Annotated in this window: 26 protein-coding genes; 15 read left to right on the top strand and 11 right to left on the bottom strand. The window is 63.1% G+C overall.

The annotated features are described in order from the left end of the window. The first annotated feature begins 128 nt into the window (after nucleotides 1–128). A complete protein-coding gene (locus tag IVB54_RS11420) occupies nucleotides 129–317 on the top strand; it encodes a hypothetical protein (RefSeq protein ID WP_083926604.1) in 189 nt (62 codons plus the stop codon). Between the two features lie 20 nt (nucleotides 318–337). On the opposite strand, the gene IVB54_RS11415 is transcribed toward IVB54_RS11420, so the two are convergent. Continuing rightward, entirely contained in the window at nucleotides 338–805 is a 468-nt protein-coding gene (locus IVB54_RS11415; RefSeq protein ID WP_026234020.1) for a metallophosphoesterase family protein, read from the bottom strand. 14 nt (nucleotides 806–819) lie between these two features. Next, entirely contained in the window at nucleotides 820–1,038 is a 219-nt protein-coding gene (locus IVB54_RS11410; protein ID WP_247777218.1) for a hypothetical protein, read from the bottom strand. A 129-nt stretch (nucleotides 1,039–1,167) separates the two neighbouring features. On the opposite strand from IVB54_RS11410, the gene IVB54_RS41440 reads away from it, so the two are divergent. From IVB54_RS41440 to IVB54_RS11355, 12 genes are all read left to right on the top strand, one after another. After that, nucleotides 1,168–1,290, top strand: coding sequence for a hypothetical protein (locus tag IVB54_RS41440; protein WP_018460395.1), 123 nt, complete (start codon nucleotides 1,168–1,170; stop codon nucleotides 1,288–1,290). Nucleotides 1,291–1,402: 112 nt separating this feature from the next. Further along, a complete protein-coding gene (gene coxB / locus IVB54_RS11405) occupies nucleotides 1,403–2,413 on the top strand; it encodes a cytochrome c oxidase subunit II (protein ID WP_018460396.1) in 1,011 nt (336 codons plus the stop codon). Then, a complete protein-coding gene (gene ctaD, locus IVB54_RS11400; protein WP_018460397.1) occupies nucleotides 2,410–4,323 on the top strand; it encodes a cytochrome c oxidase subunit I in 1,914 nt (637 codons plus the stop codon). The genes coxB and ctaD overlap by 4 nt, the downstream gene beginning before the upstream one ends. After that, a complete protein-coding gene (locus IVB54_RS11395) occupies nucleotides 4,320–4,919 on the top strand; it encodes a cytochrome c oxidase subunit 3 (protein ID WP_018460398.1) in 600 nt (199 codons plus the stop codon). The genes ctaD and IVB54_RS11395 overlap by 4 nt, the downstream gene beginning before the upstream one ends. Further along, nucleotides 4,916–5,269: a hypothetical protein gene (locus IVB54_RS11390; RefSeq protein WP_018460399.1), complete on the top strand. Its 354-nt coding sequence runs from the start codon at nucleotides 4,916–4,918 to the stop codon at nucleotides 5,267–5,269. The genes IVB54_RS11395 and IVB54_RS11390 overlap by 4 nt, the downstream gene beginning before the upstream one ends. Next, nucleotides 5,257–6,195 (top strand): cytochrome c oxidase assembly protein, encoded by a 939-nt coding sequence (locus tag IVB54_RS11385; protein ID WP_018460400.1) that lies wholly within the window; start codon nucleotides 5,257–5,259, stop codon nucleotides 6,193–6,195. Before IVB54_RS11390 ends, IVB54_RS11385 begins: the two co-directional genes overlap by 13 nt. 58 nt (nucleotides 6,196–6,253) lie before the next feature. Further along, entirely contained in the window at nucleotides 6,254–7,042 is a 789-nt protein-coding gene (locus IVB54_RS11380) for a heme-binding protein (protein WP_026234021.1), read from the top strand. A 111-nt stretch (nucleotides 7,043–7,153) separates the two neighbouring features. After that, nucleotides 7,154–9,010 carry a PQQ-dependent dehydrogenase, methanol/ethanol family gene (locus IVB54_RS11375; RefSeq protein WP_256465322.1) on the top strand — a complete coding sequence of 619 codons (1,857 nt, stop codon included), beginning with the start codon at nucleotides 7,154–7,156 and terminating at the stop codon, nucleotides 9,008–9,010. Further along, nucleotides 8,994–9,833 carry a substrate-binding domain-containing protein gene (locus tag IVB54_RS11370; RefSeq protein ID WP_018460403.1) on the top strand — a complete coding sequence of 280 codons (840 nt, stop codon included), beginning with the start codon at nucleotides 8,994–8,996 and terminating at the stop codon, nucleotides 9,831–9,833. The genes IVB54_RS11375 and IVB54_RS11370 overlap by 17 nt, the downstream gene beginning before the upstream one ends. After that, entirely contained in the window at nucleotides 9,833–10,468 is a 636-nt protein-coding gene (locus IVB54_RS11365; RefSeq protein WP_026234023.1) for a cytochrome c, read from the top strand. The genes IVB54_RS11370 and IVB54_RS11365 overlap by 1 nt, the downstream gene beginning before the upstream one ends. A gap of 16 nt (nucleotides 10,469–10,484) precedes the next feature. Next, nucleotides 10,485–10,853, top strand: a complete 369-nt coding sequence (locus IVB54_RS11360; RefSeq protein WP_018460405.1) for a c-type cytochrome — start codon at nucleotides 10,485–10,487, stop codon at nucleotides 10,851–10,853. Between the two features lie 26 nt (nucleotides 10,854–10,879). Further along, nucleotides 10,880–13,258: a glucose/quinate/shikimate family membrane-bound PQQ-dependent dehydrogenase gene (locus IVB54_RS11355; protein WP_018460406.1), complete on the top strand. Its 2,379-nt coding sequence runs from the start codon at nucleotides 10,880–10,882 to the stop codon at nucleotides 13,256–13,258. Here IVB54_RS11355 and IVB54_RS11350 read toward each other — a convergent pair. The 5 genes from IVB54_RS11350 to IVB54_RS11330 form a co-directional block, all read right to left on the bottom strand. Next, on the bottom strand, nucleotides 13,218–15,044 hold the full coding sequence (locus IVB54_RS11350) for an SDR family oxidoreductase (protein WP_026234024.1): 1,827 nt from the start codon (nucleotides 15,042–15,044) through the stop codon (nucleotides 13,218–13,220). The genes IVB54_RS11355 and IVB54_RS11350 overlap by 41 nt on opposite strands. Before the next feature lie 57 nt (nucleotides 15,045–15,101). Further along, nucleotides 15,102–15,554: a hypothetical protein gene (locus IVB54_RS11345; RefSeq protein WP_051113078.1), complete on the bottom strand. Its 453-nt coding sequence runs from the start codon at nucleotides 15,552–15,554 to the stop codon at nucleotides 15,102–15,104. Beyond that, nucleotides 15,526–15,720, bottom strand: coding sequence for a hypothetical protein (locus IVB54_RS11340; protein WP_018460409.1), 195 nt, complete (start codon nucleotides 15,718–15,720; stop codon nucleotides 15,526–15,528). Before IVB54_RS11340 ends, IVB54_RS11345 begins: the two co-directional genes overlap by 29 nt. A gap of 1,011 nt (nucleotides 15,721–16,731) precedes the next feature. Next, nucleotides 16,732–17,619 carry a sigma-70 family RNA polymerase sigma factor gene (locus tag IVB54_RS11335; RefSeq protein ID WP_018460410.1) on the bottom strand — a complete coding sequence of 296 codons (888 nt, stop codon included), beginning with the start codon at nucleotides 17,617–17,619 and terminating at the stop codon, nucleotides 16,732–16,734. Nucleotides 17,620–17,639: 20 nt separating this feature from the next. Next, complete coding sequence (locus IVB54_RS11330) at nucleotides 17,640–17,948, bottom strand: hypothetical protein (protein ID WP_026234026.1); 309 nt, start codon at nucleotides 17,946–17,948, stop codon at nucleotides 17,640–17,642. Nucleotides 17,949–18,145: 197 nt separating this feature from the next. On the opposite strand from IVB54_RS11330, the gene IVB54_RS11325 reads away from it, so the two are divergent. Together IVB54_RS11325 and IVB54_RS11320 are read left to right on the top strand one after the other, a co-directional pair. Next, nucleotides 18,146–19,552: a DHA2 family efflux MFS transporter permease subunit gene (locus IVB54_RS11325; RefSeq protein WP_018460412.1), complete on the top strand. Its 1,407-nt coding sequence runs from the start codon at nucleotides 18,146–18,148 to the stop codon at nucleotides 19,550–19,552. A gap of 1,185 nt (nucleotides 19,553–20,737) precedes the next feature. Beyond that, entirely contained in the window at nucleotides 20,738–21,214 is a 477-nt protein-coding gene (locus IVB54_RS11320; RefSeq protein ID WP_247361257.1) for a hypothetical protein, read from the top strand. 51 nt (nucleotides 21,215–21,265) lie between these two features. On the opposite strand, the gene IVB54_RS11315 is transcribed toward IVB54_RS11320, so the two are convergent. Genes IVB54_RS11315 through IVB54_RS11300 form a run of 4 tightly spaced genes read right to left on the bottom strand, consistent with a single transcriptional unit; the run spans nucleotide 21,266 to nucleotide 24,532 of the window. After that, the gene (locus tag IVB54_RS11315; protein WP_039801403.1) at nucleotides 21,266–21,928 is read right to left on the bottom strand and encodes an ATP-binding cassette domain-containing protein; all 663 of its coding nucleotides are present in this window, start codon (nucleotides 21,926–21,928) and stop codon (nucleotides 21,266–21,268) included. Nucleotides 21,929–21,933: 5 nt separating this feature from the next. Beyond that, nucleotides 21,934–22,677, bottom strand: coding sequence for an ATP-binding cassette domain-containing protein (locus IVB54_RS11310; protein ID WP_018460416.1), 744 nt, complete (start codon nucleotides 22,675–22,677; stop codon nucleotides 21,934–21,936). After that, nucleotides 22,677–23,633 (bottom strand): branched-chain amino acid ABC transporter permease, encoded by a 957-nt coding sequence (locus tag IVB54_RS11305; protein WP_085359164.1) that lies wholly within the window; start codon nucleotides 23,631–23,633, stop codon nucleotides 22,677–22,679. The genes IVB54_RS11310 and IVB54_RS11305 overlap by 1 nt, the downstream gene beginning before the upstream one ends. After that, nucleotides 23,633–24,532 (bottom strand): branched-chain amino acid ABC transporter permease, encoded by a 900-nt coding sequence (locus tag IVB54_RS11300; RefSeq protein WP_018460418.1) that lies wholly within the window; start codon nucleotides 24,530–24,532, stop codon nucleotides 23,633–23,635. The genes IVB54_RS11305 and IVB54_RS11300 overlap by 1 nt, the downstream gene beginning before the upstream one ends. Nucleotides 24,533–24,573: the final 41 nt, after the last annotated feature.

Genomic DNA, 24,573 nt, shown 5'->3' with positions numbered 1-24,573 from the left:
TTTGTTCATGGTCCAGGCTCTATCGCGGGAAACGGAGAAGGACGGCACCCGGAAGCTGATGATGGCGGGATCGCTGGCGTACGTTGATCGCGTGCCACCACACCGACAGATCGCAGAGAGGACAAGTTATGCCGAAAGCGAAAGCGCCTGAAAACGACCCGAGAGAAACACCGGTCGACGATCCGCGACAGCAGACGGATTTGCCAACCCACCGGCAGACGGACCAGCCTTGGCAGGGAAATCCCGAGAAGGAGCAGATCGACCCAAAGCGTCCCCCGATTGATCTGGAGCGATGGCAAAAGTCGAATACCCACTAGCTGCTACGCATGCGCTTCGTTCACGCGTCGAGCTCATGGATGGTGGGCCGCAGGTCGCCGCCCTCATCGAGATCGAGCGTTGCCAGCGTGATCGGCAGGTTGAATCGCCTTGGACCGGCGCTTCCAGGATTCAGGAAAAGCACTCCGTTGATCGTGTTGACCTGCACCCGATGCGAATGTCCTGATATCACCACGTTCACACCGGTTGCCGCGGGGTCGATGGCGAGCGCCTTGAGATCGTGAAGGAGGTAGAAACAACGAGCGCCGAGGTGCACTGTTTCGGTTTCGGGATAGCGCCTCGCCCAACTGCCGACATCGACGTTTCCCCTGATGGCGGTGACGGGCGCTATTCGGCAAAGCCTCTCCAGAACCTCCGGCGCGCCGATATCACCAGCGTGGAGGATATGCGACACCCCTGCAAGACGGCGTCCGGCCTCAGGTCTGAGAAGGCCGTGCGTATCCGAGATCACTCCGATCCTCAACGCCATGTCAGGCCGCGACTTCAGTGCAGGACATCCAGTGGCACTTTCCCGATCTCCTCACCCTGCTGGTTCGTGACCAGGATGGAAAAATGACGATTCCTGAGTTCGGGACGCTCCGCAAGGAGCCTCTTCGCGATCTCCTCGGCAACGTCCAGCGCCACGATGTCGTCGGGCAATTCAGCTCCTCCCTCGTCGGCGACGGTCTCGGAGTCGACCAGATCAAAACGATAGCGCGGCACGTGAACCCTCAATTCGTCGCAGGAACGCGCGATCTCGGGCCTTCGTTCCGGCGCTCGCACGTCAACGCCCGGCGTGTCCGCAGGAACCCTCAGGGTCATCGCGGCATTGCTGCTTTTTGGAGCCGACACATGCTCGGAGAGTTGCGCGTGCTTGCCCAGCCGGGCGCAATCATCGCCAGTCTCGCCGTCCTGTTGCTGATGGCCGCTGGCGATGCGGCGATCGTGATCGCCGTGAAGGGCTGGCCATTCTAGCCCGATGATTGATGTCGGACATCCCTCTTCGGCCCATCGCTCCGATTAGCGGATAGGAACCTTTGTAGGCCTGCCCGGTTCCGCCTGTGAAGCGGAGTGCGACAAGGCGTCAATGCAGGTCTGGGTGCGAAGGGTTCTGGTGTTGTGCACGATCTGGCCGCTCACGGCGTGTGCGGGCCGGCAATCGGCGCTCGATCCGCAAGGGCTGCAATCCGACCAGATCTTGCACACGCTGTTCATCTTCCTCGCTGTGTCGGCGGTCGTCTGGACCGCCGTCGTGATCGCGCTCTGCATCGGAATGATGCGGCGAAAACGTTCGGCTGATCGGCCGCTTGACCTTCACCAAGCCTTCGAGGAATGCTCCGGGCGCGTCATCCTCGCGCTTGGGATTGCGACCACCGCCGTCGTGCTCGGTCTCTCCTTCGTGAGCTATGCCGGACAACGTACCGTCTTTGCCAAGGACGAGAAAGCCCACATCCTCAAGATCATCGGCCACCAATGGTGGTGGGAGGTCCGCTATGAGGCCGACAGTCCGCAGCAGAGTTTCGTGACGGCCAACGAGATCCGGATCCCGACCGGCCAGCCGGTGAAGGTCGAGCTGGAATCGGCGGACGTGATCCACAGCTTCTGGGTGCCGAGCCTGACCGGCAAAATGGACTTGATCCCCGGGCAGAAGAACGAGCTGCAATTCACGGCGAAGAACGCGGGCATCTATCGCGGGCAATGCGCCGAGTTCTGCGGGATCCAGCACGCCCACATGGCATTTGCCGTGATCGCGATGTCACCCGACGAGTTCGGCCGCTGGCGCCACCATGAAAACCAGAGCGCCAACAGCCCTGCCGATCCGCTCGGCAAGCAGGGCGAGGCTCTGTTCCGGGCGCGCGGATGCGCCTTGTGCCACAACATTAGCGGCACGCTGGCCGGCGGGCAGCTCGGCCCGGATCTCACGCATATCGGCAGCCGCACGACCATCGCGGCGGGAACGTTGCCGAATAATTCGGCCACGCTCGGCGCCTGGATCGCCGATCCCCAGCACATCAAGCCCGGCAATCTCATGCCGAGGATGCCGCTGCAATCGGATGAAATGATCGCCATCATTCATTATCTGGAGCAGCTCAAGTGAGCATCGCCGCTGAACCAAATGAGTTGCGGGACGACGTCCTGAACGGCCTTCGACTTTCCACACAGCTGGAGAAAGTGTGGCGCACGCCGTCCGGCTGGATGGGCGCGCTGACGTCGGTCGACCACAAGGTGGTCGGCCGCCGCTACATCATCACGGCGTTCGTATTCCTGCTCCTCGGCGGCCTCCTCGCGGTCCTGATGCGCATTCAGCTGGCCGGGCCGGAGAAGACGTTTCTCTCCGCCGACAAGTACAATCAGGTCTTCACGATGCACGGCTCGACGATGATGTTCCTGTTCGCCGTGCCGGTCATGGAGGCGTTCGCCGTTTATCTGGTGCCGTTGATGGTCGGCACGCGGAACATCGCCTTTCCGCGACTGAACGCCTTCAGCTATTGGATGTTTCTGTTCGGCGGCTGCTTTCTCTGGATTTCCTTTGCGCTGAATGTCGGCCCCGACGTTGGCTGGTTTGCCTATGTCCCGCTCTCCTCGCTGCAATTTACGCCGACAAAGCGCCCGGATGTCTGGGCGCAAATGATCACCTTCACCGAGGTCGCGGCGCTCGCCGTCTCCGTGGAAATCATCGTGACCGTGTTCAAGCTCCGCGCGCCCGGCATGACGCTCGACCGCATTCCCCTGTTCGTCTGGGCCATGCTGGTGACGAGCTTCCTTGTGATGTTCGCGATGCCCTCGATCATGGTCGCATCGACGTCACTGATCCTGGATCGCCTCGTCAACACGCGCTTCTATGATTCCTCCTCGGGCGGACATCCCCTGCTCTGGCAGCATCTGTTCTGGTTCTTCGGCCATCCCGAGGTCTACATCATCTTCATCCCGGGCACGGGAATGGTCTCGGCGATCCTCGCGACGTTCGCACGACGGCCGGTGATCGGCTATCCCGTGGTGATCCTCTCGTTGATCGCGACCGGCTTCCTGTCGTTCGGTCTCTGGGTCCACCACATGTTCGTCACGGGCCTGCCCCAACTCGGCGCGGCCCTGTTCACAGCCTCCAGTATGCTGATCGCGGTGCCGAGCGGGCTGCAGATCTTCTGCTGGCTGGCAACGCTCTGGGACGGGCGTCCGGTCTACCGGACCCCGCTGTTGTTCGTGATCGGCTTCATCGTGATCTTCGTGCTCGGCGGGCTGTCCGGCGTCATGGTCGCCTCGGTCCCGATCGACACCCAGGTGCACGACACCTATTTCGTCGTCGCCCACTTCCATTATGTCCTGATCGGCGGCGCTGTGTTCCCGCTGGTCGGCGCGGTCTACTACTGGTTTCCCAAGATCGCCGGCCGCATGCTCAGCGAGCGACTCGGGCGCTGGAATTTCTGGCTCGCCTTCATCGGCTTCAACGTCGCCTTCTTCCCGATGCACATCCTCGGGCTGATCGGAATGCCGCGCCGGGTCTACACCTACACCGCCGACATGGACTGGGCGCACCTGAATCTCGTGTCCAGCGGTGGTGCTCTCATTTTCGCGCTCAGCTTCGCGTTGCTTTTGGTCAATGTGGTCTACAGCTTGCGTAAGGGCGCGCTCGCAGGCGACAATCCCTGGGATGCCTCCACGCTGGAATGGGCGACGTCATCGCCGCCCCCGCCGCAGAATTTCGACCGCATTCCGGTGGTCAAGCACCGCGATCCGCTGTGGGCCGATAGCGAGAGCCTGCCCGTGGTCGCGGGTCTGAGCGCCGAGCGGCGCGAGGTCCTGCTGACGTCGCTCGCGGAAGCCGAGCCGCAGATCCGCGAGGCTTCGCCCGAACCCAGCATCTGGCCACTGCTCACAGCTATCGCAACGACCGTGTTCTTCATCGGCTCGATCTTCACGCCCTGGGCGGTGCTCTGGGGCACGCCGCCGATGGCCGTCACCTTGATCGGCTGGTTCTGGCCGAGCGGCAGCAAGGAGGACGAGGAGTGAGACAGACCATCGTCCGCAATGTCGCTGAACTGCCGACTTACGGCTACGGCCCGCGCAGCGGACCGTGGTGGGGCGCGATGGGCTTCATGGCGCTGGAAGGTATGGGCTTTGCCATTGCCATCGGTGCCTATCTCTATCTCTACGCCGTCAACCCAAGCTGGCCGATCGGCGCCTCGCCGCCCGATCTCTGGCCAGGCACAGCCGAAGTCGTGGTCTATCTGCTGAGCATCATCCCGAACGAGATCACCAACCGCGCCGCACACCGGCAGGATCTCGCGAAGGTGCGGACCGGACTCATCGTGATGGCCCTGATCGGCATTGCCCTGCTGGTGCTGCGCGGCTTCGAGTTCGCGCATCTCAACACCCGCTGGGACAATTCAGCTTACGGCTCCATTGTTTGGCTCATTCTGGGGCTGCACACGACCCACCTTGCCACCGATGTCGGCGACACGGTCGTGCTGGCGGTATTGATGTTCACGCGCCATGCGAAACCGCGCCGGTTCAGCGACGTGACCGACAACGTGTTCTATTGGAACTTCGTCGTGCTCGCCTGGCTGCCGCTCTATGTCTTGCTCGATTGGGTGCCACGCCTATGACCGCAGCCGATCGACATTCCAGACTGCTTTATTGGGCCGGCGTTGCGCTCGGGCCCATCGCGTGGGGTATCAACTTGCAGGGCGTCTACGTGCTCGCGCACTTCTCCTGCGAACAGACCAGGCTCAGCGGCGCGATCATGAGCGCGGTTCTGGCTGTCGTCGCGCTGGCAGGCACTGTCATTTCGGCCCGCGCCGTTCGGCGCGGCGCGGGGGCTGAATGGGCCGATGCGCGGGGTGGCGGACCACGAACGTTCATGGCCTGGCTCGGCGTCGGCTCCGGCGTGTTATTTGCGCTGGTGATTGCGAACCAGTTCGCCGCCTCGCTCATGATCAGCCCATGCCTGCGCTGAGCTTTGCAGCACTGCTGCTCGCGCTGCTCGCGGCGCCGGCCGATGCGCACGGACTATCGGATGTCGATCCCGGTTCGCTGTGGAGCTACGATCCCTGGCTCATGGCCCCGCTCTATGCCGTCGGTATCGGCTTCTATGTCGGAACGCAGCGGCTCTGGCATCATGCAGGTGGTGGCCGTGGCGTCAGCTTCCGCCAGGTGGCCGCGTTCTGGACCGGATGGCTGGTGGCCGCACTTGCCGTGACCTCGCCGCTGCACTGGCTCGGCGAGCGTCTGTTCACCGCGCACATGGTCGAGCACGAACTGCTGATGGTGGTCGCGGCACCGCTGATGGCGTTCGCCCGGATCAATGGTCCTCTGCTGTGGAGCCTGCCGGCCCGGCTTCGCCCGGCGGCAGGCCGCATGCTCGATCTGCCGATATTGGCGTGGCCCTGGCGTTTTGTAAGCCACCCCATGAGCGCGACCATCCTGCACGGCGCAGCGCTCTGGGTCTGGCATGCACCGCCTTTATATGCGTGGGCGCTCGAGAATACGGCGATCCATCGTCTCCAGCACATCAGCTTCTTCGCGACTGCGCTGTTGTTCTGGTGGGTGCTGCTGCATGGCCGCGGTCAGGGCCGTAGCACTCGAATTCGCGACGGCATCGCTGTCGCGTGCCTTTTCATCACCATTTTGCATTCCGGCGTGCTCGGAGCTCTGCTGACCGTGTCGCCGCGGCTGTGGATCCCAGGCCAGGGCGCCCTCGCCGGGGAATTCGGCCTCTCGGCACTCGAGGACCAGCAGCTCGCCGGCATCCTGATGTGGGTGCCCATGGGCCTACTCTATACCGGCGCCGCGTTGTTCTTTGCTCACCGCTGGCTGACTGCGAACGGCGGTCATTCCCGCCTGCCGCTCCCTTCAACATCCGGGCTGAGCGACGCTGCATAGGAACCGCAACTTCTGTTCGAACGTTCGCCTGCCGACTGCGACACTCCACGGAGGCCACATGGAAAAACGATCCGTCATGGTGCTAACGGCAATCACCGCAGCATTCTTGGTGCCTGCAGTCTTGAGCGCGCAGGACCAACCCAAGTCAGGGATGTCGTGCCCGGTCGACCATGACAAGCTCGCCGATATCCTCAAGAAGAGTGTCAAGCCGGGCGGCGGCCCCAGCAACGGCGGTCTCGACAACAACGAGTGGGCTGCCGTCGTCAATCGGCAGGGCATCGTCTGCGCAGTTGCCTATAGCGGCGGCAAGGTCGACGACCAGTGGCTCGGCAGCCGGGCCATCGCGGCCGAGAAGGCCAATACGGCAAATGCGTTCAGCCTGAAGGACAAGGCGATCGCGACCGCCAATCTCTATGCCGGTGCGCAGCCCGGCGGGTTCCTGTTCGGAGCGGCACTCGGCAACCCGCCGTCTCCGGAAGCCTTGTACGCCGGATCTCCCGACAACTTCGGCACGGCCCAGGATCCGATGGTAGGCAAGCCGATCGGCGGCACCATCGTGTTCGGAGGCGGGTTGGCGCTCTATGACGGCAACGGCATCACGGGCGCGCTGGGCGTCAGCGGCGACAGCTCCTGCGCCGATCACAACGTGGCCTGGCGCGTGCGTCACCAGCTCGGGCTCGACCGCGTGCCGGCCGGCGTCAGCCCCAACATGAAAGACGCAATCATCTATGACATCGGACCCGACGGCAAAAGTCCGTCTGGATTTGGCCACCCCAAGTGTAACGGCAAGGAAGATCAGATCGCAGTTGACCTCGGCGCCGGCGTGTCCGGCAACGTCGTGAGATAGCTCGTCGTCGGTCTCACCTCTTTGGAACCAAGCGAAGTCGGAACGTTTGTAGGTTCGTAAACCGGCCTGCAACGGCGCACGGCCTCATCACTGCCGTGGAGATCTTTACATATGTTAGTGCGTGGTCTCACGCGTTTGCTGGGCCGACTTCCAGGCTTCCTTTGTGCCCTTTGCGCGTCCTGCGCGTTGCTGTCGTCCGCCTCGGCACAGAGCGATCTCGCCAGCCGCATGAAAGATCCCGGCCAGTGGCCGATGGCGGCGCGCGACTACGCCAACACCCGCTATAGCAACCTTGATCAGATCAACACGTCCAATGCATCGCGCCTCCAGCTTGCATGGACGTTCTCGGTCGGTGCCGATCGCGGCCAGGAGGCGGCGCCGCTCGTGGTCGATGGCACCATGTATGTGGTCGGCCCTTATGCTGGCCCCTACCCCAACCGTGTGTTCGCACTCGATGCCACGAGCGGTGAATTGAAATGGTCCTACGCGCCAAAGCCTGAACCGGCAGCCGCGGGCGTTGCCTGCTGCGACGTCGTCAATCGCGGACTCGCCTTCGACAACGGCAAGGTCTTCCTCAACACGCTTGATAACCACACGGTCGCGATCGACGCCAAGACCGGCAAGGAGCTGTGGCATACGAAGCTCGGGGAGATCAACAAGGGCGAGACCATCACGATGGCTCCCGTCGTGGTCAAGGGCAAGGTGCTCGTCGGCAACAGCGGCGGCGAGATGGGCGTGCGCGGCTGGGTCACCGCGCTCGATGAAAACACCGGGGCCATTGCGTGGCGCGCCTACGCCACGGGCCCGGACAAGGACGTGCTGATCGGCGACGACTTCAAGCCGTTCTACGACAGTCTCAAGGGCAAGGATCTCGGCGTGAAGACGTGGCCGGCCGACCGCTGGCAGGTCGGCGGCGGCACGATGTGGGGATGGATCTCCTACGATGCCGAACTCAATCTGATCTACTACGGCACAGCCAATCCGAGCCCATGGAACGCCAACCAGCGCAGCGGCGACAATCTCTGGAGCACCACAATCTTTGCCCGCGACCCCGACACCGGCCGCGCCAAATGGGCTTACCAGATCAACCCGCACGACCTGTTCGACCACGACGAGATCAACGAGAATGTGCTCGTCGATCTCGAACTGAATGGAAAGCCGCGCAAGATGCTGATCCACCCGGGCCGCAACGGCTATATGTACGTGATGGATCGGGCGACCGGCGAAGTCATCTCGGCGGACGCGTTTGAATTCGTCAATGCCTATAACGGCGTCGATCTCAAGACCGGCAAGATCATCCCCAACGAGGAGAAGACGCCGCTCGCCGGCAAGACCGTCGAGAACATCTGCCCGGCCGCGCCGGGCGCCAAGGACTGGCAGCCAACCGCCTGGTCGCCCCGCACCAAGCTGCTCTACGTGCCGCATCAGCATCTTTGCATGAATTTCAAGGCATCGCAGGTCGGCTATATCGCAGGCACACCTTATGTGGGCGCCGATGTCGACATGTATGCCGGCCCCGGCGGCCACCGCGGCGAATTCATGGCGTGGGATCCCGTCGCGCGCAAGAAGGTCTGGGAGATCCACGAGAAGCTGCCGGTCTGGAGCGGCGCGCTGGTTACGGCAGGCGACGTCGCGTTCTACGGCACCATGGATCGGCTGTTCAAGGCCGTGGATGCCAAGGACGGGCATGTCCTCTGGCAATTCCGCGCCGGCTCCGGATTCATTGGCCAGCCGATCTCCTATCGCGGCTCCGACGGACAGCAATACATCGCGATCCTGTCGGGCGTCGGCGGCTGGCCGGGTGTGGTGGCCAACGCCGAGGTCGATCCGCGGGTGCGCAACGGCGCGCTCGGTTTTGTCGGTGCGACCCAGGATTTGCCGTTCTACACCGCGGGCGGGAGTGAGCTGCTGGTCTTCAAACTCGGCGGCGCGAATGGTGAGGACACCAGCCATGCGCCTTCGAAATAGTTATCCCGGCATCGCTCTTGGTTTTCTGGTCGGGCTTGCAACCACGGCGGCGGCAGCGTCGGATCGCGAGCTTCGCGTCTGTGCCGATCCCAACAATCTGCCTTTCTCGAACAGCGCCGAAGCAGGATTCGAGAACAGGCTCGCGGCCATGGTGGCCGAGCATTTCGGCCTGCAGGTCTCCTACACCTGGTGGGCGCAGCGCCGCGGCTTCATCCGTAACACGCTGAAAGCCGGCAAATGCGACGTCGTCATGGGCGTGCCGTCCGGCTATGATCTCGTCGAGACGACGAAGCCGTATTATCGCTCGAGCTACGTGTTCGTCACGCGGCAGGACCAGCACCTCGACCTTTCGTCCCTGCTCGACCCGCGCCTGCATCACCTCGCGATCGGCGTGCATCTGATCGGCGATGACGGCAACAATCCGCCGCCCGCGCAAGCGCTCGGCGAACAGGGCATCGTTGACAACGTCCGCGGCTACTCCATCTACGGTGATTATCGCCAGGCCGATCCGCCGGCGCGCCTGATCGAAGCCGTCGAAAGCGGCAGCCTCGATGTCGCCGCAGCCTGGGGTCCGCTCGCCGGATATTTCGCCCAGCGCTCTCCCGTCCCCCTGACGGTCACGCCGATCCGGGATTACGAGCGCTTTGCACCTCAGCAGTTCCAGTTCGCCATCGCGATGGGCGTGCGCAAAGGCGACGACGCCTTGCGCGACCGACTGAATGCATTCATCGACGAGCACCGGTCCGAGATCACCTCGCTGCTGCGCAGTTACGGCGTTCCGCTGGTGGACCAACCGGTTACGGTATCGGGAGGACATGAGTGATGTCTGCTCCAGTGCTGCGCGCGAGCGCCCTGTCGTTGCTGCTGGCGGTTGTGCCGAATGGTGCGGGACTGGCCCAGCAGACTTTGCCGCAGTCGCAGGAGGCGCAGATGCCGACGCTGTCTCCGCGCCCGAACTTCGGTGGCAGCGTCGGCAATGGCAGGCCCGGCGTCTTCATGCAGGTCCCCGTCAGTCACCTCCATCCCGGCGCGCAGCCGGACCCGCCGCAGATCAAGAACCCTGTGCAGGGCGATCCCAATGCGGAGCAGCGCGGGATGACCTACTACGTCAACTTCAACTGCGTCGGCTGCCACGCGCCAAATGGCGGCGGCGGCATGGGTCCGGCACTGAGCAACAACAACTTTACTTACGGCTCGCAGCCAGAGAACATTTTTCTCTCGATCTACCAGGGGCGGCCGAATGGAATGCCGGCCTGGGGCGGCGTGCTGCCCGACAGCGTGATCTGGGATCTCGTCACCTATATCGGCAAGATCAGCAACGAGCCGAGCCACCAATGGGGCCGAACCTTTTCCGCGAATCTGCCTTCGCCCGAAGTCGAGCAAGTCCCGAGCGAGCAGGTCTCGACGACCGATCCCTGGTCTGCCACCAAGTCTTTCAATTTCGGCCAGAAGCCCTGATCGCCGGGAAGCAGCGATGGCAAATCCGATCACGAGATTGCTAGTCACCGCGCTGCTGGCTACCACAGGCGCCGCCTGCAAGGCTGCGGGCCCGGACAACTTCACCGGCGACGCGCGTCGTGGCGCCGACCTCGTCAAGCAGTATCACTGCGGCGGCTGTCACGATATTCCCGGCATTGCCGGCGCCGAAGGCAATGTCGGCCCACCCTTGCATCGGATCGGCACGCGGACCTACATCGCCGGCTACATCCAGAACTCGCCGGACAACATGGCTGATTGGATCGAGGATCCACAGCGGGCGTTGCCGGGCAATGCCATGCCGAGAATGGGCATCCCGCAGAAGGACGCGCGGGACATCGCGGCGTTTCTCTATACGCTGAAGTGACCATCATGCCTCCCATGCATCGTTCAATGAATTGGCTCCGTGACGCGCCATTGCTGGCCATCACCATTGTGCTCGTCGCTATCATGGGACTGGGCCTCCTGGCTGGCGGTGCCTGGCTCGAGGCCCTCGGTGGCTCCGTCTACTATCTGATCGCGGGCATCATGCTTCTGCTCACGAGCTGGCTGCTCGGGCGCCGCCGCGCCGAGGCGCTCTGGGTTTATGCCGCGCTGCTGGCCGGAACGATGGCCTGGGCGATCTGGGAGGCCGGCCTCGATTTCTGGTCGCTGGCGCCGCGCGGCGACGTACTCGTGCCGCTTGGCCTGTGGCTGATGCTGCCCTTCATTGCCTCCCGCCTGGCGCCTCGCTTGCGCGCAGCGCGATGGGCGCTTGGCCTTGTGTTGGTCGCCGCAGCCATCGTCGTCGGCATGTCCCTGACGAGCGATCGCCGCGATCTTGCCGGCACGATACCTGAGGGCGAAACAACGGGGGCCATTGCGTCTCCCGAACCGGACCAGCCCGCTGCCGGCCAGAACTGGACGGCCTACGGCGGCAGCGGCTTCGGTACGCGCTTCTCGTCGCTGAGCCAGATCACCAAGGACAACGTCAAGGACCTCAAGCTCGCCTGGGAATTCCGCACCGGCGATCACAAGGGCCCGGACGATCCCGACGAGATCACCAACCAGGCGACGCCGCTCAAGGTGGGCGATCTGCTCTACACCTGCTCGCCGCACCAGATCGTGTTCGCGCTCGAAGCCGCGACCGGAAAACTGCGCTGGAAGTTCGATCCGCAGGTGCAGCACAACAAGGCCTTCCAGCACATGACCTGCCGCGGCGTGTCCTATCACGCGACCAAGCCCGGCGCGATAACTGCCGACGGCACGCCGGCCCCGAGCGATTGTGCGGGGCGCATTTTCATACCGACCAACGACGGACGGATGTTCGCGCTCGATGCGCAGAGCGGCGTGCCTTGCCAGGATTTTGGCAATCAGGGACAGATCGATCTCAAGCAGGGCAGCGAGATCCAGACACTCGGCTTCTACGAGGGCACCTCGCCGCCCGTCGTCACGGACAAGTTGCTGATCGTCGGCGGAGCGGTGATCGACAACTATTCCGATCGCGTGCCGTCGGGCGTGATCCGCGGCTTCGACATCTATTCAGGACGGCTGATCTGGGCATTCGATGCCGGCAATTCCGATCCGAACGAGATGCCCTCGGCCTCGCATCATTTCACGGCCGGCTCACCCAATTCCTGGAGCATTTCCGCGGTCGACGAGAAGCTCGGACTGGTCTATGTGCCGCTCGGCTCGAGTTCTCCGGATATTTGGGGCGGCGGCCGTTCGCCCGAGAACGAGCGCTACGATTCGGCATTGATTGCCCTCGATCTCATGACCGGGAAACTGCGTTGGTCGTTCCAGAACGTGCACCACGATCTCTGGGACATGGATATGCCGTCGCAGCCCAGTCTGGTCGATTTGCGCCTTAACGGCGGCGTGACGCCTGCGATCTACATCCCGGCAAAGACCGGCGACATCTTCGTGCTCGACCGCCGCGACGGGCGTCAGCTGGTGCCCGCACCGGAGAAGCCGGTGCCGCAGGGCGCCGCGAAGGGAGACCGGCTGTCGCCGACCCAGCCCTTCTCGGAGTTGAGCTTTCGCCCGCCCGGCATGCTGACCGACGCGCAGATGTGGGGCAGCACGATGTTCGACCAACTCGCCTGCCGGATCAAGTTCAAGCGCCTGCGCTATGAGGGGCCGTTCACGCCGCCGTCTGAACAAGGCACGCTGGTGTTTCCAGGAGACTTCGGCATGTTCGAATGGGGCGGCATTGCCGTCGATCCGCAACGCCTGATCGCGATCGCGAACCCTCAATCGATTCCCTTCGTCTCGCGTCTCGTGCCGCGCGGGAAAGACAATCCGGCAGCGCCGAACGCGGCGCATCCGCCGGGAACCGAGCTCGGCGTGCAGCCGATGTACGGCGCCCCCTATGGCGTCGACCTCGGCATTTTCCTCTCACCGCTCGGCATCCCCTGCCTTGCCCCGCCATGGGGCAACATCGCCGCGATCGATCTCAAGTCGCACAAGGTGGTCTGGCAGCATCGCATCGGCACGATCCGCGATCAGGCCCCGCTGCCGCTGCCATTCAAGCTCGGCGTTCCCATGCTGGGCGGTCCGATCGTCACCGCGGGCGGCGTCGTCTTCATCACGGGAACGATGGATGACTACATCCGCGCGTTCGACGTTCGCGATGGCAGACGGCTTTGGCAGGACCGCCTTCCTGCCGGCGGCCAGTCGACGCCGATGACCTATGAGGCCAACGGCAAGCAATATGTCGTCACGGTCGATGGCGGCCACGGCTCGTTCGGAACTAAACTCGGCGATTACGTGCGGGCCTACGCGCTGCCGTGATCTGCCTCGGCAGGACATGCTTGTGCTTGGCGACGCCTTGTCCCGATCTGCCAGCGCGACGCGCAACTGCTGAAGCCAGGAGAGCCACGCCCGCAGCTAGTCCCAGCGCCGCGAGCCCCTGACTGATGACCCCGGCAGGTGGGAGCTGCTTGCGTGACAGCCAACCGCCATCGATTGACGTGCCCTGCGGACCAGCTTCGATCATGGTGCCCTCGCTGCTCTTCGCCGGGCGCGCGCGCGACAGCAGGTAGCGGAAGGCAACCCCCAGGATGTTCTCGGTAATCTGCGGAGCCATCGCGTAGGCAATTTGGCCGGCACGCGCCGGCCAGCCCACGGCGACCTCATCTTGGGGTGCGCGGACGAGGCTCACGAACGTCTCGGCAACGTCCTCCGCCTGATACAGCAGCGGACCGGGATCGAGCGTCCGGCCGGACATGTTGGCGCCGTGGACGAAGCCCGGCGTGTCGACCATGGCCGGGAAGACGCCGCAGACATGGATGTTGCGATGAGCCCTGAGCTCCTGACGCAGGCTCGCGGTGAAGCCCCGAAGGCCGAATTTGCTCGCTGTGTAGGCCGCAGCAAAAGGCGTCGGAGCCCAGCCCCCGAGCGAGATGTTGTTGATCAAGATACCGCGGTTCTGGCGCAGGAAGATCGGAAGCACCGCGAAAGCGCCATGCATCGTGCCGAGGAGATTGACCTCGATCGTTCGGCGATGAAGTGCGATATCCGCGTCCTGATAGGCCCCGAAAACGCCGGTGCCGGCGTTGTTGATCCAGACGTCGATGCCACCGAGCGCGTCTTCCGCCTCTCGGGCCAGCCGCTGCACCGCCTCGGCATCGGTGACATCGGTCGGGATTGCCAATGCGCGGCCTCCGAGCGCCTCGCATTCTGCAGCGAGGCTCGTCAGGACTTCGGCACGGCGTGCCGCCAGGACCACGCTTGCGCCCTTTCCGGCGAAGGCCAGCGCCGCAGCACGCCCGATTCCGCTCGAGGCACCGGTTATGACGACGCGCGTGCCAGTCATTTGCCGCGGCTCGGATCCGGAGCCGCCCGCCGGAAGCAGCCAGTGCAGGGATCGCCGGAGACGCTCGGTTCCGTCCGCTTCGAACCAGTCGCCATGCGCGAAGATCACCCGCTCCGGCGACAGCCGTATGAGCCGCTCGGCTGCCGACCGCACGGAACGGCCGCCGAGGCGCAGCAGCAGTCGGAGATAGACCGGCGCCGTTCCGTTTGGCTTGGAAATGCCGAGGAGGTTTGCCGCGGCCTCGTTTGACGCGCTGAGATCATCGGGATCGAGATTTTGCACCAGATCCGTCAGGATCAGTGTCCGGCTGCGCTTGTCGAACAGCTCGATCTCGGAGAACATCGGAGCGTTCACCGAGACGGCTTCGAGGTCGGCCCTCCATTCCTCAGGCGTCGCCTCTCCAAGCTCGCGGTCGATGTGGATCCGTGCTGCTCGAACTTGCCGACGCGCCGAAAGGCCGCGCGCCGCGAAAGTCGTCACCTGTGGCAGCTCTCTCTGCCAGTCGGACAGGAACATCCAGTGCGCGATATTCGGCGCGAGCAAGTACCTTATCGGCCCTAGCCGCTCCAACTCACCGCGGAGAGTCGGCGAATGTCTCACCGGCGAATGCAGCACAAGATCGCCGTTCGAGAGCCGAATGACGGTCATACGCACCGGAAGTTTCAGACCGGCAGCGCTGATCGGGGCATCGTCCACGACCCAGATATCGTCCGTCGCTCGCGACAAACGGGCCGTCGACAAGGTAGCGTCGGAACTTTGCATGAGCGTCTTCCATCACAAGGCGTTTGCTCAAGCTTCGGGAGCGACGCTCGTTCCTCGCTAGGACGCCCGAGCCTGCATGCGGGCATTGCGTCGGCGACGGCGCGCGGCGAGTCGTCCTCGGATCCTCTCCGCCGGAATGTGCCGCGAGATCGCCGGGGCAAGCTCTGGTTCTGAGGGAGGTTGTTGGGTGGCAATCGGCGCTTGGTCCGGACGAGCTTCCATCAGACCGAGCACGGCGCGGCCCTTGGCCGTGATGCGCCACCCGCCATTTGTCCGGTCGATCAGCCCTTGCGAAAAGATGTCCAGCCCCGGCACCCGCCCGGCGAGCCGCCGGGTGCGCTCGGTCCAGTCGCGACCGCTGGTCGCCAGAATGGCCATATCCCGCTTGAGATCCTCCATGGCCGCGAACCCATCCGGGTAGCTCACCAGGATCTTGAGGACCGTCACGTGGAAATTCACCCCTGCCCCCACATGACCATCATCACATCGTCGGGACTTCTGAAAGGGCATTGCGGGCCGCTAGTTTGAGACGATCCGCAGAGATGTCGCCCCTGCTTGCAGTCTCCAGAAGCTTCGAGGCTACGCGAGTCCTGGCGCCGATCTCACAGCGTGGAACAGCTTCACACACCTCGTCGAGAACGGTGCGCAACAACGCCTTGGTCGCGGTATCGATCATGGAAAGCCCCGGCGGAAAGGTTCACGGTAGGGCAATCGCTCCGGCCAGGGATTCAACATTGTTAATGATCTTAAAATTTCGCTGCCTGGCCACTGCCGGCTTGGCGATGTCTTGGGCCTGCTGTGCGCGACCTTGCGGGCTCCTGCTCGGCATTGCTCGTGAAATCGGGGAACCTCCGTCGTCGGCCAATCGTTCGCATGCCATGGAGATTGTCGTTTTCGCGGTCCTCGTCCTCCTGGTTGCGACTGTAGTTCGGCATGCGTGATGGCGAACCGCGCAGCTTCGCATCCTCGCGGCTGATTCCGCCCGAGCTTTGCTTCGTCGCTTCACCCTCTTGTCCAAGAGGGCGCAGGGAAGGCCGGGTGCCGGCTGGCGCCCGCGGTCCGCTGCGCGAAAATGTAGCGCAAGGAAACCGCACAGCAGCATACAGGTGTAGCCAATCACTCGGCCTTCCCTGCGCGATGGTTGGACGGCTTATGCCGTGCTCTCCCGGGAGCCGAGTTCGTTCTGGCCTCCCTCGTCCCAGCGAAAGTCACCGGCACCGCGCCGGTTGACGCAGATGCCGCATTCGCCAGGGCTTGACCGTAGCAACGATGGCCAGGACCACACGGTTTTTGCCGTACGCACGGCTCGCCATTTCGCCGCAGTTTTTCCAGCCCTGTCGACGGAGCCGGAAACTTACAGACGAGACGAAGCCTAGCAGCGCCGCTCGTCGGAACGCAGCCTTGGGCTCACGGAGAGCAATCCGCCCTGCCCTTGGCCTCTCGCACCCGAACGCTGCCGCGTCCACCGCAAGCCCGGCTCGCGAACATGACGACCACAAGATCGCCCCTCAAGGATGAGCCGGGATGGCCAACACATACGCCGTTTCCGAATTTCGGTAAAGCGGAATATATTTGTGGAGAGGGGTTGACGGGATGGCGGGTGTTTTGCCCGACGGGCAGTCCTCCCATTCAACCTGCCACGGCCTTCTAGTCAAGCGACGCGCCTGCTCCGATGGAGAAGGCGAGTTCACCCTCTATCCACCACGCACTCCGCACCATCAATAACATAGGCTGCGTGACGAAAATCCCTGATGGTGGCGAGCTTGCCGGCGGACCAGTCGAGAAGCATGAAATATTTCGCCCGCCCGGCCGGCTTATTCGGATCGAACACGAGGATCGCGGGACGTCCCTCGACCTGCCCCGTCACCAGGTGCCAGTCGCTGTTCTTCGAATAATTGCCGAAATAGTTCGACACCTCGGCCTTGCCTTTCAGCCTGGTACGGTTGACGAGCTCGAGCCTGACGTCGTCGGCGATCATGGCGCGGATCGCGTCGAAGTCGCGGGCATTGAAATGGCCGACATAGGCGTTGAGTCGCGTGCGATCTGCTTCCGACAGGCCCGGCTGCGGCACATCGTCGGGCTCTCCGGCGAACTCCCGCAGCTGCGTGCGTCCGCGATGCAGCGCGGCCTTCACCGCCGGCAGGCTGAAATCCATGATGTCGCAGACCTCGGCAAGCGAGCAGCCGAGCACGTCCATCAGGATCACGCTGGAGCGCTGCGCCACCGGCAGCCGCATGAAGGTGCGAAGGCTGGTCGCGGCGATCTGGCGGCTTTCCACATCATCGAGCTGGTCGGCAATCATCTCCACCTCTTCAGCCGAGTGCAGCGCCTCCTGCCGGTTGCGGCGACGCAGGAAATCCAGCGCGGTGTTGTGCGCGATGCGAAACAGCCAGCCCTCCGTATTGACGGGCGTGACCGATTGCAGCGCTTCCATCGCCTTGATCAGCGCATCCTGCAACACATCCTCACCGTCGATGACCGAGCCGACCATGCGGGCGCAGTAGCGATGCAGTTTCGGCCGCATCCGCGCCAGCAGGGCCTCGGTATCGATGGTGGCCAGCGGGTCTGGCGCCATTGCTCCTCCGCTTCGCTTGTTCAGGACTCGTCCAGCATACGATAGTTGCCGACGATCCTCACATCACGAACCAGCGGCGGCTCCGCGCAGCGGTCGCGGATGCCGTCCTGGAACGTCTGAAATGCCTTGAGTTTCGGAATCGGGCTCGAGCCGTTTTCGGCCGCGGCCTCGACAAGATGGATGAAGGTGTCGTCCTCCAGCCGTAGCGTCAGGTAGCGCACGCCGTCCGGGCCGGCCGCCTTCAATTCGGCAAATACGGCCGAAACCAGCTCGGCATTCCGATCGGCCAGCTCCGGCCTGGCCTTGTACCTGATCAACGTCCTTCTCATCGCGCGCTCCTTGCTGATGTCGCGACCTGGTTCGCTCAAAATCGGGCAAATGGCCGCATCACCCCTAGGACGTTTGCCGGCAGGCGAAGGATGCGGCCCGGAACAAATTATTATTGGGCGCATCCTTTGCCGCTCAGCCCTCGTCTAGCCCGCAGAACGCGCCGCGACAGGCTGGCGCGACACACGGAGACAGGGCGATGCAGACCCCGATCAATCGCGCCGCGCAGAACTGGGTGCTCGGCGTCACCGCGCTGGCATCCTTCATGATGGCGCTCGATGCCATGATCATCACGACAGCATTCGCGACCATCCGCGCCGAATTCGGCAGCCCGGTCGAGACGCTGCAATGGACCGTCAACGCCTTCAATCTGACCTTTGCCGTGCTGCTCCTGACCGGCTCCGCACTCGGCGACCGCTTCGGTCGCCGCCGGATGTTCGCGGCCGGGCTCGCCCTGTTCGTCGTTGCATCGGCGGCCTGTGCGCTCGCAGGCAATGCCACCGCGCTGATCGCCGCCCGCGCGCTGCAGGGCGCCGGCGCCGCGCTGGTGATGCCGCTGGCAATGGCGATCCTGAGCGGCACGTTCGGCCGCGAGGAGCGCGCTCGCGCGCTCGGCATTTTCGCCAGCATCACCGGCTGCGCGCTGATCATCGGTCCCGCCATCGGCGGCTTCATTACCGAACATTTCGGCTGGCGCTGGGTGTTCTGGATCAACCTGCCGATCGGCCTGATCGCGATCGCCCTGGTACTGGCACGCTTGCGCGAAAGCTTCGGCCCGGCCGCCGCATTGGACATCCCCGGACTGGCGCTTGTCGCGCTTGCGGCGCTGGCGTGGGTGTGGAGTCTGTTGCGCGGCAACGCCGTGGGTTGGGCGAGCGCCGAAATCATGGCCGCGCTGATGGCAGGCCTGGTGTTCACAGCCGGCTTCGTTCTCTGGGAATTGCGCGCGACCGCGCCAATGGTGCCGATGCGGCTGTTTGCATCGCGGGCGCTTGCCTCCGGCATGTCCGCCAGCGTGCTGTTCTACGCCGCGATGTACGGCGTCTTGTTCCTGCTGCCGCAGTTCCTCCAGACCGCGCTGGGCTTCGACGCCTTCGGCGCCGGACTTCGCCTGCTGCCCTGGACCGCGACGCTGTTCGTCACCGCCCCGATCGCCGGCGCGGTCGTCAACAGGTTCGGCGAGCGGCCGCTAGTGGTGACGGGATTGCTGATGCAGGCGATCGGACTTGGCTGGATCGCGGAGCTCGTGAGCTCTGCGGTTACCTACTCCGCCCTGGTCGCGCCGCTGGTGCTGGCCGGCGTCGGCGTCTCGATGGCGATGCCGGCAGCACAGAACGCCATCCTGAGCTCGGTCGCGGTGGCCGAAATGGGCAAGGCGTCCGGCATCTTCAACATGGGCCGCTTCCTCGGCGGCATGTTCGGTATCGCCGCGCTGGTGGCGAACTTCTCGGCGCATGGCGGGGTCGATTCGGCCGCGCATTTCGAGAGCGGATTTGCCGCGGCGATGAGCCTCGCCGCGACGCTGTCACTGGCCGGCGCGATTGCGGGGTGTTTCCTGCCGGCACGGCGGCGGACCGCCGGAGCAGCCGCGCCGCAAGATGCGTGACACTGACAGCCATCAAAGCCGGAGGCGAGATGATCGCTTCGCGACCAAGTGCTGGCCTTCAATGATCGGCTAGCAGGTAGAATACCGGTTGCAGTTTCGACCACGCCGCCGCCGCGCCCAAGGCACTGTCAGGGCGCGGCGGCCTTGCGGACGATGCCGGCTGCGCGATCGGACTCGCGCTGGAGCTCTTCGCGGGTAACGATCCCGGTTGGCCCTGTGGCCGCGTCGACATCGACCGCGGCGACGCCCCCCGGCAGCGCCTTGACGTCGCTCCTCGATCACCTGCCCCGGCGAACAAGCGAATGCGCACGGGGCCGCGACGCCTTGGAGAAATTCTCTGGTTGGCGAAGCTATCGAGGCACGAAACCGAGAGATACTCGGTGATCTTCTCGGGCTCCAGGAGCCCGAGCTGGAACGAATGCGCAAAGACGGGGTCATCTAGCCCGTTGGGCAGCATCCTGTGACGATACCAACCGATTCTGCAGCAGCGGTCCCCTGCGGCGACGGGGCAGAAACAAAGGAAAGTCTCGCAGCAATCCGACCGCAAAAACGCCGACAACAAAACGTCGCACGAGACCCGTTTTGTTCTCAGCGACCCTTCTCGTCAGTTCTTGAAGAAGAGGGCTTATGCTTGGTGGGCGCACCAGGGCTCGAACCTGGAACCCGCAGATTAAGAGTCTCATCTTTCACAATAACTTTCAGCTACTTAGCTGTAAAACGCCGTCACAACAGCACTATCGAAATCAACAGGTTACAGACGAAATGTAAATTGCTCGGCGGCGCCTTCTGTACCTGCGACCGCTGCGTCCCGAACGCAGTGAACATCTTCTAAGTTGTTGATCTTTCTCTCATCGGCAGGTGCTTCCGTCCCGTTTTTGTTCACGCTCGTTTCACCCAATTCGTTGCGATTTCGTTGCGGCGGCGGCGAGGGAGAACGGCGCTCGGCGCGTCAGTGGGATCTTGGACTTGCGGCGGAGCAGCCGAGGCCTGCGAGGGTAAGCGTATTAGATTATGCGGTGATCTGTCGGGGGTTCGAGTCACTAGGGTGCTACCGTCTTTCCCCACACCAACCAGACCTGCGATATCTGATCCGATCCTTCGCGTGAGGCAGTTCATGGGCCTCGCACGATGGTCTGCACGGGTTGAACCATAATGGGCACGCACAGCAAACGGTCGCTGCCGTAGATGCTCGACACCCGGGCGCCACCGAAGTGCCGCCTACCGCTCGACACACGACACAACGACCCGGCAGAAATTGAAGGTGAAGCGTCCGTAGAGAAAGCCGCTTCCTGGCTCCAGTGCAGCCAGGCGATACGAATTGCCGAGAGCGCGGATAATCTCGACCATTTCCATGAATTCATGGTGCGTCAGCGCCGGGTGACGAAGCATGACATCGCGACACTCTCGAATGACATCGTCGCGGGCAAGTTCGGCAAGCCCTCCGTCAGCAACGCACCTCATATGCGCAAGGCCGCCTCGGGGTTGTTCAACTGGGCGGCTGAAGCGGGCCGCGACCATGTGACGGCCAGCCCCTGCGGACAAACTAAAACACCTGCACTAAGCCGACGTGCCCGAAATCCAACGACGGTCGATCTGAATCGCGACGATTACGAGGAACGGTCGAAACAGAGTGCCACGATCACGTGGCAGAGCGGACGCTGAATCGGTAAACCGCCGAGGTCTGCTTAGGCCGGCGGCTCCTCCACCGCGTCTTCAATTAGCTTGGCGGGCCTCGATCTCACCTCTTTCAATGGTAAGCGTCACGTCGGCAAAGGTTTCGAGCAGCTTTGGATTCGACTCGGTGATCAGCAGCGTAATGTCCTTATCCTGCAAACGAAGCCGCCGGAGTGCTTCCGCATATCGCTGCGCTAACACAGGCGCGAGACCCTGAAATGGCTCATCCAGGATAAGCAGCCGGGTACCAAGCATAAGCGCCCTCCCAAGCGCCACCATCTTGCCTTGGCCGCCCGAGACCGATCCCGCCGGACGTTTGGCAAGCTCTTTGAGTTCCGGCAGCACCGAATACGCTCGCTCCAGCCGCCGCCGCGTCTCGTCCGGATTCAGCTTGGCGACACGACCGGGAAGCAAAATATTTTCTTCGACGGTGAAGGCGGAAAACAGACGCCGGTCCTCAGGCGCGTAGCCAAGACCCAGCGACGGCCGGCGATGCGGCGCGATCGCTCCAAGATCTTCGCCGCCCAGACGAACGGTGCCGCTCGCTTTTGTGAAGCCCATGATAGTGCGCACGGTCGTGGTCTTGCCGGCGCCGTTTCGCCCGATAAGCGCTGCGCTCACACCCGGCAGCAGCGAGAAACTCACATTTCGCAACACAGGCGCGTCAGCAATCGCGACGTTGACATTCTCGAAACTCAGCATCGGTGTCATATCCCGATCACCTGTTCCCGGACCTTCGGGTCCGCCAGAACCTCAGCCGGCGTCCCAACCATCTGGATCTTGCCGACATTCCACACGGCGACGCGGTTGGCATAGCGCTCCACCATATCCATGTCGTGCTCGACGAAGACCGAGGTGACTTTCTCCTTTGCCAGCGCCGTGGTTAGAATGTCCATGATGGTGAGTTTCTCTGATGACGCGACGCCCGAAGTCGGCTCATCCATCAGGAGGAGCTTTGGCTTCAGCGCGAGCGCGAGTGCAATATCGACCAGCTTGCGTTGCCCTTCGGGCAGTTCGCGCGCCGTTCGTTCCGCATACGATTTGACACCGACGAGATCCAGCAGCCGCTTCATTTCCGGCACTTCCGGCATGAGAGAAAGAGCCTGGAAACCAGACGGACGGCCTCGCAGGGAGGCGGCCGCGATCAACATGTTCTCCATCACGGTCTGGTCGAGGAACAGCTGTGGTATCTGGAAGGCGCGGGCAATGCCGAGCCTGGTGATCGTACGTGGCAGCTGCGCGGTGATGTCGTGGCCGAGAAAGGTAACGGTGCCGGCTTGCGGCCGAAGATAACCGGTCGAGATGTTGAGGAACGTCGTCTTGCCGGCCCCGTTCGGCCCGATGATGGCAAGGTTTTCGCCTTCCAGGACGTCGAGGTCGATGCCATCGGCGGCGATGACGCCGCCGAACCGGATCTTGATGTTCTTGGCAGAAAGCAGGACGTTGGCCATTAATGCCCTCCCCGCCCGGATTGACCGTAGCGCTGGCGGAGGCCGATAAGGCCGTTCGGCGCGTAAAGAATGATGACGACCAGCACGACGCCGAGAATGAGCTGCCAAGAATCCGCCAGATGCGCCGCGGCATAGAACCGTACGCATTCGAACATCGCCGCGCCTGCAAACGCACCGAAAGCATGGGCGCTGCCACCGAGGATCGCGATGAACACGAACTCGCCGGACTTGGTCCAGAAGCCGAATTCGGGGGTCGCGATCTGCTGAATGATCGATACCAGAGTGCCGCCTATGCCGCCGAGAAATGCGGAGAACACGTAGCCGATGAGCAGCACGCGCCGCGCCGACATGCCAAGATATTCGAGCCTGGTTTCGTTAGATTTCATTGCCCGCAACATGTGACCGAGCGGGCTGTCGAGATAGCGTTGCACGCCGTAGAAGGCAGCAATCGCGACCAAAAGGCTCACGTAGAGAATAACGTATTGGAACGTCTCCGGCGTGAACGAAAACCCAAACAAGCCAGGACGGGCGACCCGGATGCCGTCCGCGCCGTTAGTGTAGTGGAACATTTTCTCGAGCAGCGACCACAAGACCATGGAGAATGCCAGGTTCAGCATTCCAAAGAAAATTTCCCTGTAGCGAACCACGAACAGGCCGACGATCAGGCCAAAAACGGTAGAGGTTATGCCTCCCAGCGCGAGAAAGATCAGGATATCGCCGCCGCCGATGTACTTGCCCCAGAACGCCGCGGTATAGGCGCCGGTGGCGAAGAACATCGCGTGTCCGAACGATACTTGTCCCGCCTGCAGCAACAGGACGATGCCGAGCACCACGATGCCCTTGGCGAGGATGAGCGCGAATAACGTCGCCCAGCTCGCGACGAAGAGCGGCAGTACCGCGCTGGCCAGAAACAAGATGATTGCGACTGCCGTGATCGGCTTGATACGGCCCGCCATCAGATTTTTCTCATCTGCACCGTACCGAACAGTCCGAACGGACGCACCAGAAGCACCAGTACCATCAGCAGATAGGGTACGAGAACTTCGAACTCCGGCTGCAGATAGATGACGAAGGCGCGCGTCAAACCGATCATAAGGGCCGTAAGGGCGGTGCCCTCGATCTGCCCCAGACCCGCAGTGGCTGCCACCGCGAACGAGAGCACGATCATGTCCGCGCCCATGCCGGGCACCAGCGACGTGGTCGGCGAAGCAAGCGCGCCGCCGAGCGCCGCCAGGCTCGCCCCGATGATGAACGTAATAGAGTAGACGCGTTGGGCGTCGATGCCGATGGCGGTTGACGCCTCCCGATCCTCGGTTACTGCTAGAATCACGGCTCCCGCAAGAGTTTTCCGCAAGAAGTAACGCAGTCCGAACAGCGTCGCGACTGCCACGCCTGGAAGCAGGACGACCTGGTAGGACGTATAGTTCACGCCGAATACGCTGATGTTCGGCAACAGCTTCAAGGGCTCAGCAGCGAAGATGGGCTGCACGCCCCAGATCAGACGCTGCAGATTGTCCATGATCATGAAGGCCGCGAAGGTGATCAGGAGCTGCAACACGTCGTCTCGTCCGTAAAGCGGCCGCAACAGGAAGCGCTCGATGAAACCGCCGCACACAAACCCTATGACGATGGAGGCAACCAGCAATGCGGGATAGGTAAGCCACGGCGACACCTGCGCAATCACGAGGCTCAACGTCGCGGCGAGATAGGCGCCAAAGGCATAAAGCGACCCGTGCGCGACATTCACCACGCGAAGCACACCGAAAATCAGGCTCAGCCCGACGGAAACCAGGAACACCAAGGCGGCGTAACTGATCCCGTCAAGGACGGCCAATATGGCGAGAGTCGAATTCATGGAGACCTTCAGGAAAGCCGTCCTGCGGTTTTTGCCCGGAG

This window comes from Bradyrhizobium sp. CW1 (assembly GCF_023100665.1).
Taxonomy (GTDB): Bacteria; Pseudomonadota; Alphaproteobacteria; order Rhizobiales; family Xanthobacteraceae; genus Bradyrhizobium; species Bradyrhizobium canariense_D.
This window is presented reverse-complemented; position numbering and strand designations above follow the sequence as displayed.